Below are 13339 nucleotides of genomic sequence, written 5' to 3'. Positions count from 1 at the left end.
ACCAGGGGCCGCAGACACCAGGGGCCGCAGACACCAGGGGCCGCAAGCCACAGACACCACCGGGCCACACACCATCCGCCGCAGAGTCAACCGCCGCTGACACCCGGCGTCGCCAAAACGCTGCGCCGCAGAAAGCATCCGCTGTCGCCACCGCCCGCCGCTGACACATTGGCCGTCGACACGTGCACCGCCGATCCGGCACTACGTGCCGGACATTTCGGCATATGGCGCAGCGCTCAAGGGGACCAGTAACGGTCGCCGCCCAGGATCAGCGCCGCCGCGCCGATCAGCCCCGCCTCCTGGCCCAGCGCGGCCGGCACGACCCGCACCCGCGAGGAGAAGCCCATGCGCGTGTGGGTCCGCAGCGTCTCCTCCAGGGGCTCGAAGAGCAGTGGCCCCGACTGGGAAAGGCCGCCGCCGATGGTCACCAGGTCGACGTCGCACAGGTGGGTCGCCGAGGCGATGGCCAGGCCCAGCGCCCAGCCCGCCCGGTTCATGGCCGCCACCGCGATCTGGTCGCCCGCCGCCGCGTCGGCGGCCAGTTGGCGGCCGGTCGCCTTCGCGTTCTCGCGGTAGAGGGCCGCGGCCTCCCGTTCGGAGAGCTCGGGGTCGAGCGGGCCGGCGGCGGGCGTGCCGGGGATCCAGCCCTGGTCGACCGCCCAGGCCGCGAGGGCGGGGCCGCGGGCGACGGCCTCCAGGCAGCCGTGGCCGCCGCAGCCGCAGGGCGGGCCCGACGGGTCGACGACGACGTGGCCGATGTGGCCGGCGTTGCCGGTGCCGCCGTTGATCAGGCGGCCGCCGAGGATGAGGCCGCCGCCGACGCCCGTGGAGACGACCATCCCGATCATGTCGTCGACGCCCCGGCCGGCGCCCTTCCAGTGTTCGGCCGCCGCCAGGGCGATGGCGTCGTTGTGGACGCGTACCGGAACGCCCGGAAACCTCTCCCGGAGCCGGGCCACCACCGGGAAGCCGTCGCGCCAGCCGGGCATGTTGAGGGGGGCGACCACGCCCTCGGGCCAGGTCATGGGGCCGCCGCAGCCCACGCCGACGCCGTCGACCGGTGCCGAGCCGACCGTGGTCTCGATAAGCGACCACAACGCCCGCCACAGGGTCTCGGCGTCGCCGCCGGGAGGGGTGGGCGCCACGTGCGAGGTGAGGATGTCTCCCGACGCGTCGGTCAGGGCGACCGCGCACTTCGTGCCGCCGATGTCGACCGCCAGAACCGCCACGGCGCCGACTGTCTCACGACGACGATGAGAAGACCAGGACGGAAGCCGTGAATCCGTGCACGTGGTTCACCCCGCCCACCGGCCCGACCTCTCCGGCGGCGAAGAACCCGGCGATCCCGATGGGGCCGAGGGTGTCGCGCAGCGCGAGGGCGTCGTGGTCGGGGGTGCCAAACATCGCCGAGCCCCGGCCGTTGCAGGAGAACAACAACGCGCCGTCGACCCGGCCGCCCGACTCGATGTGGGCGTCGAGCAGCTCGTAGAGGTCCTCGTCGGCCGTCTCGGCGTCGCGGACCTGGAAGCGGACCGTGCGGCCGATCTCCACCACGTCGCCGATGGCCACGGCCTCGCGTTCGGGGTCGATGCCGAGCACGCCGCGGATCAGGAAGTCGCCCCGCTCGTGCCGTTCGGCGTACTCGTCCATGGCGACGCCGATCTGCAGGCCGCTCGCGACGAGTTCGCGGTCGTCCTCGTCGAGGGAGCTCACGATGTCTTCGAGCCGGGCCAGCGCGGGCTGGCCGGCGAGTTCGAGGAGCAGGTTGTCCTCGGCCGCCGTCACGATCATCGTCGGGCCGATCGGGCGGCAGCCCTGGCTGACCACCGTGCTGATCTGGACGGGGCCGCTCAGCAGCACCCCGATCGCGCCCTCGGTGTAGACCTCGCCGTCGGCGAAGAGCCGGACCGAACCCCGCCCGCGCAGCCCGTTGGCCAGACCGCCGATGATCGGCAGGTTGCCCAGCACCTCGCCGGAGTGCTCGATGAAGGCGTCGGTCGGAAAGCTGTAGGGGTCGGCGAGCATGATCGCCACCCGGTCGTCGGGGTCACGCTCCGGCAGCCCGATCACCACGAACCGGTCATCGGCCCGCAGGGACTCCAGCGCGAAGGTCGTCACCCGCGCCTCGCCGAGGCTGGCCGCCCACGCCGACACGGCCGGCGTGAGCTCGACCCCCTGCGCGTCGCCGATCACGCCGGTGGCGCTGCAGCCGATCACCGCGGCGTCCGGAACCAGGGCCATCGCCCGCTGCCCGGCCCGCGCGACGTCGTCGGGGTCTTCCCCGCAGATGAAGAAGCAGACCAGGTCGGCGGGCCCGGAGAGGCCTTCGACGGCCTGCCGGATGGCCGATTCCGCACTCTCGACGAGATTGGGCCCGACGGCGAGACCGTCGGCGAACCGGCTGGTGATTACCGCCATCGTCTCGCCCCCTCTTTTACGGACAAGTCGCGCTATCTCGGGTAGATGTGTTGCATAGGCTTCATGCCCCGTTTCTCCCCAGTAGCACGTTGCCGACGCGTACGGATCGTCACGCAATGGTCAAGATCCGAATCTTCCTCGTGCCGGCAATCAGGTGCCGGAACTCCAATGGCGACGTAGTCTCGATCCCGTGCACAAATCGCCAGCACCCGCTCCGACATTGAGCACTCTGCGCGAACTGCGCGAGAGCGGACATGTCCACCGGTCAGTCAAAGCCGAGATCCGAGAGAACCTGCTGGCCAGGTTGCGCGCCGGTGAGCCGAGGTTCCCGGGCATCGTCGGGTTCGACGACTCCGTGCTGCCCCATCTCGAACGCGCGCTGATCGCCGGGCACGACGTCGTGCTCCTCGGCGAACGCGGCCAGGGCAAGACCCGGCTGATCCGCACGGTCGTCGGGCTGCTCGACGAGTGGACGCCGGTCATCGCGGGCTGCGAGATCAACGACCACCCCTACGAGCCCGTCTGCGGACGCTGCCGCGCGCTCGGCGAAGACGAGATCGTCGTCGCCTGGAAGCACCGCGGCGAGCGCTACGGCGAGAAGCTCGCCACCCCCGACACCTCGGTGGGCGACCTGATCGGCGACGTCGACCCGATCAAGATCGCCGAAGGGCGCACACTGGGCGACCCCGAGACCGTCCACTACGGCCTGGTGCCGCGCACCAACCGGGGCGTCTTCTCCGTCAACGAGCTGCCCGACCTGGCCGAGCGCATCCAGGTCGCGCTGCTCAACGTGCTGGAGGAGCGCGACATCCAGGTCCGCGGCTACAACCTCCGGCTGCCCCTCGACGTCCTGCTGATCGCCTCCGCCAACCCCGAGGACTACACCAACCGGGGCCGCATCATCACGCCGCTGAAAGACCGGTTCGGGGCGGAGGTGCGCACCCACTACCCCAGGTCGATCGACGACGAGCTGGTCCTGATCCGCCAGGAGGCCATGGGCGACATCGGCGCCGACGTGCCCGAGCACCTCGTGGAGATCATCGCCCGGTTCACCCGGCTGGTCCGCGAGTCGTCCGCCGTCGACACCCGGTCGGGCGTGTCGGCCCGGTTCTCGATCGCCGCCGCCGAGACCGCCGCCGCCTCCGCCGTCCGGCGGGCCGCCCTGACCGGTGAGGATCTGCCGGTGGCGCGGGTCTGCGACCTGCCGGGGATCGTGCACACGCTGCGTGGCAAGGTCGAGTTCGAGGTCAGCGAGGAGGGCCGGGAGATCGAGGTGCTCGCCCACCTGCTCCGCAGGGCCACCGCCGAGACCTTCCGCGGCACCCTGGGCGGCGCCGACCTCGCGCCGTTGCTCGACAAGTTCGCCCAGGGCGCCCAGATCGAGTCGGGCGAGCTGGTCGGCGCCACCGAGCTGCTGCGCCGGATCGGCCGGGTCGAGGGCCTCGCCAAGATCATGTCGCGGATCGGCATGGGCGAGGGCGACGAGTCCCCCGGCCACGCCGCCGCCGCGCTGGAGTTCGCCCTCGAAGGCCTCTACCTGATGCGCCGCCTGTCTAAGGACGACATCGCGGGCGCCGCGGTCTACCGCACGTGACCTCCTACCGGTACGGCGAATACCAGGACGGCCCCGACCCCCTGGCGCCGCCCTACGACGTCAGGGGCGCCCTCGACGAGATGGGCGACGCCATCCTGTCCGGCTCGACCCCCCTCGACGCGCTGCGTGACCTGCTGAAACGGGGTCTGCCCAACGCGCCGGGGCGGCGTGGCCTGGAGGAGCTGCTCCGGCAGGTCCGCAACCGCAGGCGGGACCTGCGGCAGAACACCCGGCTCGACGGGATCCTGGAGCAGGCCAGGGAACTGCTCGACCGCGCCCTCGACCAGGAGCGCACCGAGTTGTTCCCCGACCCGTCCGACGACGCCCGTTTCCGTGAGACCCAGCTCGACGACCTGCCGGATGACACCGCGAGGGCCGTACAGGAACTGTCCGAATACGACTGGCGCTCGCCGCAGGCGCGCCGGTCGTTCGAGGAGCTGCGCGACCTGCTGCGGCGGGAGGTGCTCGACAGCCAGTTCAAGGGCATGCGCGACGCCCTGGCCAACCCAGACCCGGCCGCGATGGAGCGGGTCAGGCAGATGATGGCCGCGCTGAACGAGATGCTCGACCGCGACGCCCGGGGCGAGCACACCCAGCAGGACTTCGACGACTTCATGCGCGACTTCGGCGACATGTTCCCCGAGAACCCGCGCAACCTGGAGGAACTGGTCGACCAGCTCGCCCGCCGGGCCGCCGCCGCCCAGCGCATGCTGGCCTCGATGACCCCCGAGCAGCGCGCCGAGCTGGCCGGCCTGATGGACCAGTCCCTCCAGGAGAGCGGCCTGGCCGACCAGATGCGCCGCCTCGGCGACTCCCTCTACGCCCGCCGCCCCGACCTCGCCTGGAACTCCGCCGAGCGGGTCAGCGGCGAGTCGCCGATGAGCATGGGCGACTCCGTCAGCGCCCTCCAGGAGCTGGCCGACCTCAACGACCTGGAGTCGTCGTTGCGCCAGGACTACCCGGGCGCACGCCTGTCCGACGTCGACGAGGAGGTGATCCGCCGGGCGCTGGGCCGCTCGGCCGTCGACGACCTTCAGGCGCTCAAGCAGATCGAGCGCGAGCTGGAGCAGCAGGGCTACCTGCGCCGCAACCGCGGCAAGCTGGAGCTCACCCCGAAGGCGGTGCGCCGCCTCGGCGAGACCGCGCTGCGCCGGGTCTTCAACTCGCTGGAGAGCACCCGCCGGGGCGACCACGACCAGCACGACGCCGGCGCCGCCGGGGAGCTGACCGGCTCGACCCGGCCGTGGCGCTTCGGCGACGAGCAGCCGATCGACGTGGTCCGCACGGTGATCAACGGGGTGCGCAGGGGCGGCGGCGCCCCGGTGACCCTCTCGGTGGACGATTTCGAGGTGGCCGAAACCGAAAGGCGGTCGGCCGCGGCCGTCTGCCTGCTGGTCGATCTGTCCTATTCGATGGCGCTGCGCGGCACCTGGGCGGCGGCCAAGCAGACCGCCATGGCCCTCCAGGCCCTGGTGGCCTCGAAGTTCCCGCAGGACGCGGTGCAGATCATCGGCTTCTCCAACTACGCCCGGGTGCTCCAGCCCGACGAACTGGCCGGCCTCGAATGGGACATGGTCCAGGGCACCAACCTGCACCACGCGCTGCTGATCGCGGGCCGCCACCTCGACCGGCACCCCGACTTCGAGCCGGTCGTGCTGGTCGTGACCGACGGCGAGCCGACCGCCCACCTGATGCGCGACGGCAGCCCGCGGTTCGAGTGGCCGCCGTCGAAGGAGACCCTCGAACTGACGTTGGCCGAGGTCGACAAGATGACCCGGCGCCGGGCCACGCTGAACGTCTTCATGCTGGCCGCCGACGAGCGGCTCAGGGCCTTCGTGGACGAGGTCGCGCGGCGCAACGGCGGCCGGGTGTTCGCCCCCAACGTCGACAAACTCGGCGAGTACGTCGTCAGCGACTTCCTGCGGGCGCGCAGACGGGCATAGTAGACGAAGGGTGATATCGGTCTAACAGCAGGTGAGATCACCCTGTCCGACGTCTCACAACCGGGCGGCACCGCGACCTCATAACGTGCGATTCACCGCAGCGATTGGAGTCGCGCACATGTTGTCCAGTTTCATCCTCGTCGTCTCACTCCTGCTCGCCTTCGGCGCCCTGGCGGGCTTCGCCCTCGTGGTGCACAGCATCAAGCGGGAGGACCGCCGGCGCAGCCTCACCCTCAGCCCCCAGAGCGCCCTGTCGTCGTTGTCGCGGCGCATGCTCGGACTCAACGTGGACCACACCGCTTGTGTGATCCACCCCGAGCAGGCCTGCCCGACATGCGCGAAGATCGACGACACCCTGACGGTGTGAGGCGTGATCGCGATAGCCTTCGGCGCATGTCGTTCCTCGACAAGCTGCTGCTCTGGCTGCACATCGCCTTCGCCATCTTCGCGATCGGCCCGCTGACCGTCGTCACGAGCTCGATCCCGCGCTACATCCGCAAGCAGGACCTGAACGTCCTGCACTACCTCAAGCGGATGGGCCGGGTGTTCGGCCTGCTGACACTGGGCGTCTTCCTCTTCGGTCTGCTGCTCGGGGGCGGCAACCTGGGGGAGGTCTACCTGACCGTTTCCATGACGCTGTTCATAGTCGCGGCCGTGATGCTCGTCATCATCGACCGCGACACGAAGAAGGCGATCGCCGCCCTGGAGAACGACGACCCGTCAGACGACGGGAAGGTCCAGGTGGCGCGCATCGCCGCGCTGGGCGGCATCGTCGCCCTGATCTGGCTGGTGATCCTCGTCCTGATGGTCTTCTTCAACCCGTAGACGGGTCAGCCGAAGGCCTGGGAGAGGTCGTCGAGGAGATCGCCGACGGTCTCGATGCCCACCGACAGACGCACCAGGTCGGCCGGAACCTCCAGCGGCGAGCCCGCCGCGCTCGCGTGGGTCATCCGGCCGGGGTGCTCGATCAGCGACTCGACGCCGCCGAGCGACTCGCCGAGGGTGAACAGGCGGGCCCGGTCGCACACGTCGACGGCCGCCTGCTCGCCGCCCGCGACCCGGAACGACACCATGCCGCCGAAACGCTTCATCTGCTTGGCCGCGATCTCGTGGCCCGGGTGGCGCTCGATGCCGGGGTAGAAGACCTCGATCACCTTCGGGTGGGAGAGCAGCAGGTCGACGACGCGCTCGGCGTTGTCGCAGTGGCGGTCCATGCGCACCCCGAGGGTCTTCACGCCGCGCAGCGTCAACCACGCGTCGAACGGCCCGGCCACCGCGCCCATGGCGTTCTGGTGGTAGGTGAGCTCCTCGCCGAGGGTGACGTCGCGCGTGACCAGCGCGCCGCCGATGACGTCGGAGTGGCCGCCGACGTACTTGGTCGTCGAGTGGACGACCACGTCGGCGCCGAGCGCCAGCGGCTGCTGCAGGTAGGGCGAGGCGAAGGTGTTGTCGACCACGAGCAGCGCGCCGCCCTCGTGGGCGATGGAGGCCAGCCGCTCGATGTCGGCGATGCCGAGCAGCGGGTTCGTCGGGGTCTCGACCCAGATGACCTTGGTCTCGGGACGCATCGCGGCGCGCACCGCCTCGGCGTCGCCGAGCGGGACGGGGTCGTAGGCCAGGCCCCAGCGCTCCAGCACCTTCGCGAACAGCCGGTAGGTGCCGCCGTAGGCGTCGTCGGGGATGATCACGTGGTCGCCCGGCCGGCAGACCGTGCGGAGCAGGGTGTCTTCGGCGGCGAGACCCGAGGCGAACGCCAGCCCGCGCACGCCGCCTTCGAGAGCGGCCAGGCACGACTCAAGGGCGGTCCGGGTCGGGTTCGCCGAGCGGCTGTATTCATATCCGCCCCGCAACCCGCCCACGCCGTCCTGCTTGTACGTCGAGACGGCGTAGATGGGCGGCACCACCGCACCGGTCAGCGAGTCGGGTTCCTGCCCGGCGTGGATGGCCAGGGTTTCGAAGCCTTCAGTCATGGAGTCGAGCGTATCGGCTAGGCCGCCTTCTGCTTTTCCTTCGCTCCGAAGTCCGACTCCTCGAAGCGCGAGAGCAGGACGGGGTCGGCGAGCGCCAGCACACCGACGAGCACCAGGCCTAACGCCACCAGGGCGATTGCGATCACGGTCACGGTGACCACCTCCACTCTCAATGGAACAAGACGGACATTCATCTCCATCTCGCCCATGGGGATGGTTCGCCGTGGCGGGGTCGGCCGATCGGCCGATGTCCGCTCTACCCCTTTCGTCGTAACCTCGGCGATCGTGTGGGAACGGCTCAGTACCTGGACGCAACGGGTCGGCGAGATCGCGCTGCTCGGCGTACTGGGACTGCTCTTGGTGTTCGACGGCCTCGTGACCGCCGCGGCGGAGGGCGGCACGGGGACGATCGTCTGCCTGGCCGGCGGCGCCGCCGGCATTCTGGCGGTGGCGCTCCGCAAGCGACGGACCTGGCTGGTGGCGCTCACGCTGATCGCGGTGTCGCTGGTGTTGTCGCGGACGCTGGCCGGGCTGTCGGATGTGCGCGCGATCGGGTTCACCGAGGCGGGCGCGTTCATGGTGCTGACGATCACCGTGCTGCGCCGGGTGGAGCCGATCAGGAACGGCGTCCTGATCACGGTCGGGATCCTGATGACGCTCGTCACCCTCCCGTCGCTCAGGTTCGAGGGGCCGGTGAACGATTACAACGGCTATTCGGACGCGGCCACGGCGGGGGCCACGTTCGTGTTCGTGCTCGGGTGGGGCGTGGGCGCGGCGATCGGCGGCTACCTGCGTGTCCAGCAGGAACGCCGCAAGATCGGCGAGGAGCGCGTCAGGAGGGGCGAGCGCCTCGAACTCGCCCGGGAGCTGCACGACCTGGTCGCCCACCACATCACCGGCATCGTCGTCCAGGCCCAGGCCGCCCGCGCCGTCGGCGAGACCCAGCCGGAGGCGGTGCTGCCGGCGCTCGACGCCATCGCCGGGGCCGGGAGCGAGGCCCTGACCTCGATGCGCCGCCTCGTCGGCGTGTTGCGGGCCGACGACCACGCCACCCGGCACGTCGGCGTCACCCTCGACGACCTGCGGAAGATGGTCGACCAGTTCTCCCCCGCCGCCACCTTCGACCTCGGGCCGGGCGTCTCGTCGCTGACCCTGGCCCCGGAGGTGCTGACCACGCTGCACCGGGTGCTGACCGAGTCGCTCACCAACATCCGCCGCCACGCCCCGCACACGCCGTGGGTGGAGGTGCGGCTGACCACCTTCGAGGACTCGGTGCGGCTGCGCGTCGCCAACCCCCTGTCGGCCGCCGACCCGCGGCTGTCGCGGCTCGGCGGCGGCTTCGGCCTGGTGGGCATGGCCGAACGGGTGGAGACCATGGGCGGCCACCTCATCGCCGGCCCGGTGGCCGGGCACCTGTGGGAGGTGACCGCGGAGGTCCCCCTACCGGCCCGATAGGAAGGCGAGCAGGTCCTGCCTGGTCACCAGGCCGGCGGGCTTGCCGTCTTCGAGCACGACGGCGGCGTCGGCCTTCTCCAGCGCCTCGATCGCGCGGGCCACCGCCTCGCCGGAACCGACCATCGGCAGCGGGGCCGACATGTGGTCGCCCAGCGGATCGTCGGCGTGCACCTTGCCCCGGTAGAGGCCGTCGAGCAGGTCGCGCTCGACGATCGAGCCGACCACCTCTGCGGCCATGACCGGCGGCTCCTCCTTCATGACGGGGAGCTGGGAGACGCCGTACTCGCGCATGATCGCGATCGCCGTCGACACGGTCTCGTGGGGGTGCACGTGGACGAACTGGGGCAGCACCCCGCCCTTGCGGACGAGCACCTCGCCGACGGCGTGTTCGTCGGCCGCCGTGGACAGGAAGCCGTAGTCGGCCATCCACTCGTCGTTGAAGATCTTCGACAGGTAGCCCCGGCCGCTGTCGGGCAGCAGCACCACCACGACGTCGTCGGGGCCGGCGTTGCGGGCCACCCGGACGGCCGCGACCGTGGCCATCCCGCACGAGCCGCCGACCAGCAGCGCCTCTTCGCGGGCCAGCCGCCGCGTCATGCCGAACGAGTCACGGTCGGAGACCGCGATGATCTCGTCGCAGATCGTGGTGTCGTAGGTGGCCGGCCAGATGTCCTCGCCGACGCCCTCGACAAGGTAGGGACGGCCGGTGCCGCCCGAGTAGACCGAGCCCTCGGGGTCGGCGCCGATGATCTTCACGCGGCCGTTCGAGACCTCCTTGAGGTATCGGCCGGTGCCGCTGATCGTGCCGCCGGTGCCGACGCCCGCCACGAAGTGGGTGATCCGCCCCTCGGTCTGCTCCCAGATCTCCGGGCCGGTCGAGTGGTAGTGGCTGGCCGGGTTCTCGGGGTTGCTGTACTGGTCGGGCTTCCAGGCGTTCGGGACCTCCCGCGCGAGCCTGTCGGAGACCGAGTAGTAGGAGTCGGGGTGGTCGGGCGAGACGGCCGTCGGGCAGACCACGACCTCGGCGCCGTAGGCGCGCAGTACGGCGATCTTGTCGTTGGCGACCTTGTCGGGGCAGACGAACAGGCACTTGTAGCCCTTCTCCTGCGCCACGATGGCCAGCCCCACCCCGGTGTTGCCGGAGGTCGGCTCGACGATCGTGCCCCCCGGCTTGAGCGCGCCGCTGCGCTCGGCCGCCTCGACCATGCGCAGCGCGATGCGGTCTTTGACCGACCCGCCGGGGTTGAAGTATTCGACTTTCGCCAGCACCTGAGCCGGCGCGCCCGCCGTCACCTTGCGGAGCCTCACGAGCGGGGTGTTCCCCATCAGCTCGATCAGCGAGTCGTGTACGCGCACCGCGAGAACCACCTTGTGTTCTTTGCCGAAGCTTTGTCGGCCGGACGGCTGCCTCAGCCCCAAGGGGGTGACCGGGGCTCGGCTAGTTTTCACCTCACACCGTATAGGGGGTTGGGCCGGTGATCTGGACTCCGGGTGCGGCACGGGCCGCCAGGCGCATCGTGACGGCCGCCGCGCTGGGCGGGGGCGGCGTGACCGCCCTCGGGGCGGCGACCTACGCGCTCCTGATGGCCGAGGCCATGGTCGCCCGCCGCATCGTCGGCCGTCCGACCTCCGAGGACGGCCCGCCCTCCGACGGCGTCTACGGCGACCATCCCGGTGAGCCGATCTCCATGGTGGTGCTCGGCGACTCGACCTCGGTCGGCCTCGGCATGACCGACCCGAAGGACACCCCGGGCGTGAACCTGGCCCTCGGCCTGGCCGCGGTGGCCGAGCGGCCGGTCCGGCTGACCGTGGTGGGCCGGTCGGGCGCCATCTCCCGTGACCTCGACGCCCAGGTCGACCGGGCCCTCGACGTCGGTCCCGACGTGGCGGTCGTCTTCATCGGCGCCAACGACGTCACCACCCAGACCCGCCCGGCGACCGCGGTCCGCCACCTCCAGGACGCCGTGCGGCGGCTGCGCGAGTCGGGCGCGCAGGTGGTCGTGGGCACCTGCCCGGATCTCGGCACGGTCCGGCCGATCGCCCAGCCGTTGCGCTGGGTGACGCGCCGGTGGAGCCGTCAGCTCGCCGCCGCGCAGACGATCGCGGTGATCGAGGCGGGCGGGCGCACGGTCAGCTTCGCCGACCTGCTCGGACCCTCGTTCATGACAAATCCGACAGAAATGTTCGGACCCGATCGATTCCATCCAAGTGCCCGAGGCTACCTACAGGCCGCTTACACAGTGCTACCTTCTGTATGCGCCGCGCTCGACCTGTGGCCAGAGCCCTCCCCCGAGCGCGTCGAAGGCTCGCAATACCTTCTGGCGGCGATGGCCGTTGAGGAACCCGGAACCGAGGTCACCGCGACCCGCGTCGCAGGCCGGGCGGTCGGTCCCCACGGACGGTGGGCCATGCTGCTCCGCCGCAGGCGTGACGTGGTGTCTCCGCACACCTGATTCCGGTCACCCTCGGCGTCCGGGCCGTCACCCCCTGGAGGAGTGAATCTTGATACGGCCCCATGCCCTCGCGCTCGCCCTGCTCACGTGCGGAGCCCTGGCCGCCTGCTCGGGCAGTGACGCCGCCATCGCCCCCGCCGCCTTCCCGACCTGGAACAACACCCAGGTCAACGTGGTCAGCCGGACCACCACGGGGGCCGGGGTGGCGGCTCTGACGTCGATGCGGGCCGACGGGAACCTGGAGACCGTGGCCGTCGAGCTGACCAGCGGAAAGAAGCTCTGGGCCCAGCCCGCGACGATGGCCGGGCGGCTGCCCGGCATGGGTGTGCAGGCCCCCGCCACCGTCGAGACCGCCCCCGGCCAGGGGGTCGTGGTCGCGCTCGACCCGGCCAAGCAGGGCCGCTGGAACGCCACGCTGATGGCGCGCGACGCCCGCACCGGAAAGCAGCTCTGGACCCGGCCGGTCCACTCGACGTTCGGGCCGCAGCGCTGCGGCGCGTTCGTCTGCATGTCGGAGCACACCGCCCTGGCGAACGCGCGCATGATCGTGCTCGACCCCAAGACCGGCAAGGTGGTCTGGAAGATGCCCGGCATCGCCGAGGTCGAGTGGTCCGACGACAAGCACGTCGTCATCCTGCGCCTCGCGGCCGACCCGGTCGTGGAGGCCTACTCGCTGAAGGACGGCACACCCCTGTGGCAGCAGCCGGTGCAGGCGGCCCTCGGCAACGGGGTCGACCTGTCGGGCGGCTGGGCGTTCGGGGTGTCCGGCGACCGGCTGGTCGGCTACATCGCCCCCTACACCCACCCCAAGACCGGGAAGACCTCCACGTTCGGGATGTTCTCGATCCGGCTGGCCGACGGGGTGATCGACTGGGTGCGGCCGTCGGTGGTGCGGGTCTACCCGAGCGGCAACCCGGCGGTGTCGCCGGTGGTGCGGCCGGTCGACGGCCAGGGCACCTACGGCGGGTTCGCCCGGCTCGACGGGCAGAGCGGGCGGGTGATGGGGCAGATCACCGCCACCCAGGTGCCCGGTTCCGGCTGGTGGCTGGCGTTCCCGCAGGCGATGAACACCCTCGGGTTCCTCAAGCACAACGCCCCCGGCTCGGCCTTCGACCTGTCGAGCGGCCAGGCCACCCAGGTCAAGGGCATCCGGAGCTGGTCGTTCTGCGTGACCGACCCGCAGCCCCTGGGCAAGGCCGCCGCCGGGTTCTACTCCGTCGCCTCGTTGTGCGAGTTCGACCTGGCCACCGGGAAACGCACCACCGACGCGGGCGCCCCGCCCGCCTGGTTCACCGGTGCCCAGAACGGCTGGCGCCTGTGGCGCGACGAGAAGGGCGCCCTCCACGGCGTCAAGGACGCCACCACCACCCTGCCCGGCATGTACGGCTGATCCTCGGCCCGCTTGTGCACCAGTACAAAGTTCTGTTTTCTGGCACCCTGCCGCCGACTTCTGGAATACCAGGTAGTAGCCTCCGGGGAGAGGTCCGCCGTCACACTGGAGAGCCC

12 protein-coding genes are annotated in these 13339 nt (G+C 71.0%); 7 read left to right on the top strand and 5 right to left on the bottom strand.

Translation table 11 applies throughout. The features are described 5' to 3' along the window. Positions 1-236 precede the first annotated feature (236 nt). Positions 237-1229 carry an ROK family protein gene (locus AW273_RS07565; RefSeq protein WP_062346595.1) on the bottom strand — a complete coding sequence of 331 codons (993 nt, stop codon included), beginning with the start codon at positions 1227-1229 and terminating at the stop codon, positions 237-239. Positions 1230-1242: 13 nt separating this feature from the next. Continuing rightward, positions 1243-2418 (bottom strand): FIST signal transduction protein, encoded by a 1176-nt coding sequence (locus AW273_RS07560; protein ID WP_062346594.1) that lies wholly within the window; start codon positions 2416-2418, stop codon positions 1243-1245. Between the two features lie 220 nt (positions 2419-2638). On the opposite strand from AW273_RS07560, the gene AW273_RS07555 reads away from it, so the two are divergent. The 4 genes from AW273_RS07555 (at position 2639) to AW273_RS07540 (ending at position 6780) form a co-directional block, all read left to right on the top strand. Beyond that, complete coding sequence (locus AW273_RS07555) at positions 2639-4012, top strand: sigma 54-interacting transcriptional regulator (RefSeq protein ID WP_439648619.1); 1374 nt, start codon at positions 2639-2641, stop codon at positions 4010-4012. Beyond that, a complete protein-coding gene (locus AW273_RS07550; RefSeq protein WP_062346590.1) occupies positions 4009-5955 on the top strand; it encodes a vWA domain-containing protein in 1947 nt (648 codons plus the stop codon). The genes AW273_RS07555 and AW273_RS07550 overlap by 4 nt, the downstream gene beginning before the upstream one ends. Before the next feature lie 118 nt (positions 5956-6073). Beyond that, positions 6074-6322 carry a hypothetical protein gene (locus AW273_RS07545; RefSeq protein ID WP_062346588.1) on the top strand — a complete coding sequence of 83 codons (249 nt, stop codon included), beginning with the start codon at positions 6074-6076 and terminating at the stop codon, positions 6320-6322. Between the two features lie 26 nt (positions 6323-6348). Next, positions 6349-6780: a DUF2269 family protein gene (locus tag AW273_RS07540; RefSeq protein ID WP_062346586.1), complete on the top strand. Its 432-nt coding sequence runs from the start codon at positions 6349-6351 to the stop codon at positions 6778-6780. Between the two features lie 5 nt (positions 6781-6785). On the opposite strand, the gene AW273_RS07535 is transcribed toward AW273_RS07540, so the two are convergent. Further along, the gene (locus AW273_RS07535) at positions 6786-7925 is read right to left on the bottom strand and encodes a cystathionine gamma-synthase (RefSeq protein ID WP_062346583.1); all 1140 of its coding nucleotides are present in this window, start codon (positions 7923-7925) and stop codon (positions 6786-6788) included. 17 nt (positions 7926-7942) lie between these two features. Continuing rightward, positions 7943-8077 carry a hypothetical protein gene (locus tag AW273_RS39055; RefSeq protein WP_269750224.1) on the bottom strand — a complete coding sequence of 45 codons (135 nt, stop codon included), beginning with the start codon at positions 8075-8077 and terminating at the stop codon, positions 7943-7945. Between the two features lie 133 nt (positions 8078-8210). On the opposite strand from AW273_RS39055, the gene AW273_RS07530 reads away from it, so the two are divergent. Beyond that, entirely contained in the window at positions 8211-9380 is a 1170-nt protein-coding gene (locus tag AW273_RS07530; protein ID WP_063909869.1) for a sensor histidine kinase, read from the top strand. On the opposite strand, the gene AW273_RS07525 is transcribed toward AW273_RS07530, so the two are convergent. Then, positions 9366-10736 (bottom strand): cystathionine beta-synthase, encoded by a 1371-nt coding sequence (locus AW273_RS07525; RefSeq protein ID WP_062339126.1) that lies wholly within the window; start codon positions 10734-10736, stop codon positions 9366-9368. The genes AW273_RS07530 and AW273_RS07525 overlap by 15 nt on opposite strands. A gap of 119 nt (positions 10737-10855) precedes the next feature. On the opposite strand from AW273_RS07525, the gene AW273_RS07520 reads away from it, so the two are divergent. Next, entirely contained in the window at positions 10856-11833 is a 978-nt protein-coding gene (locus tag AW273_RS07520) for an SGNH/GDSL hydrolase family protein (protein WP_062346582.1), read from the top strand. A gap of 49 nt (positions 11834-11882) precedes the next feature. Then, positions 11883-13223, top strand: a complete 1341-nt coding sequence (locus AW273_RS07515; protein ID WP_232327152.1) for an outer membrane protein assembly factor BamB family protein — start codon at positions 11883-11885, stop codon at positions 13221-13223. Positions 13224-13339: the final 116 nt, after the last annotated feature.

Source organism: Herbidospora yilanensis, from assembly GCF_001570565.1.
GTDB lineage: Bacteria > Actinomycetota > Actinomycetes > Streptosporangiales > Streptosporangiaceae > Herbidospora > Herbidospora yilanensis.
The sequence above is the reverse complement of the archived record's forward strand: the minus strand, read 5'-3'. Positions and strand labels throughout refer to the sequence as shown.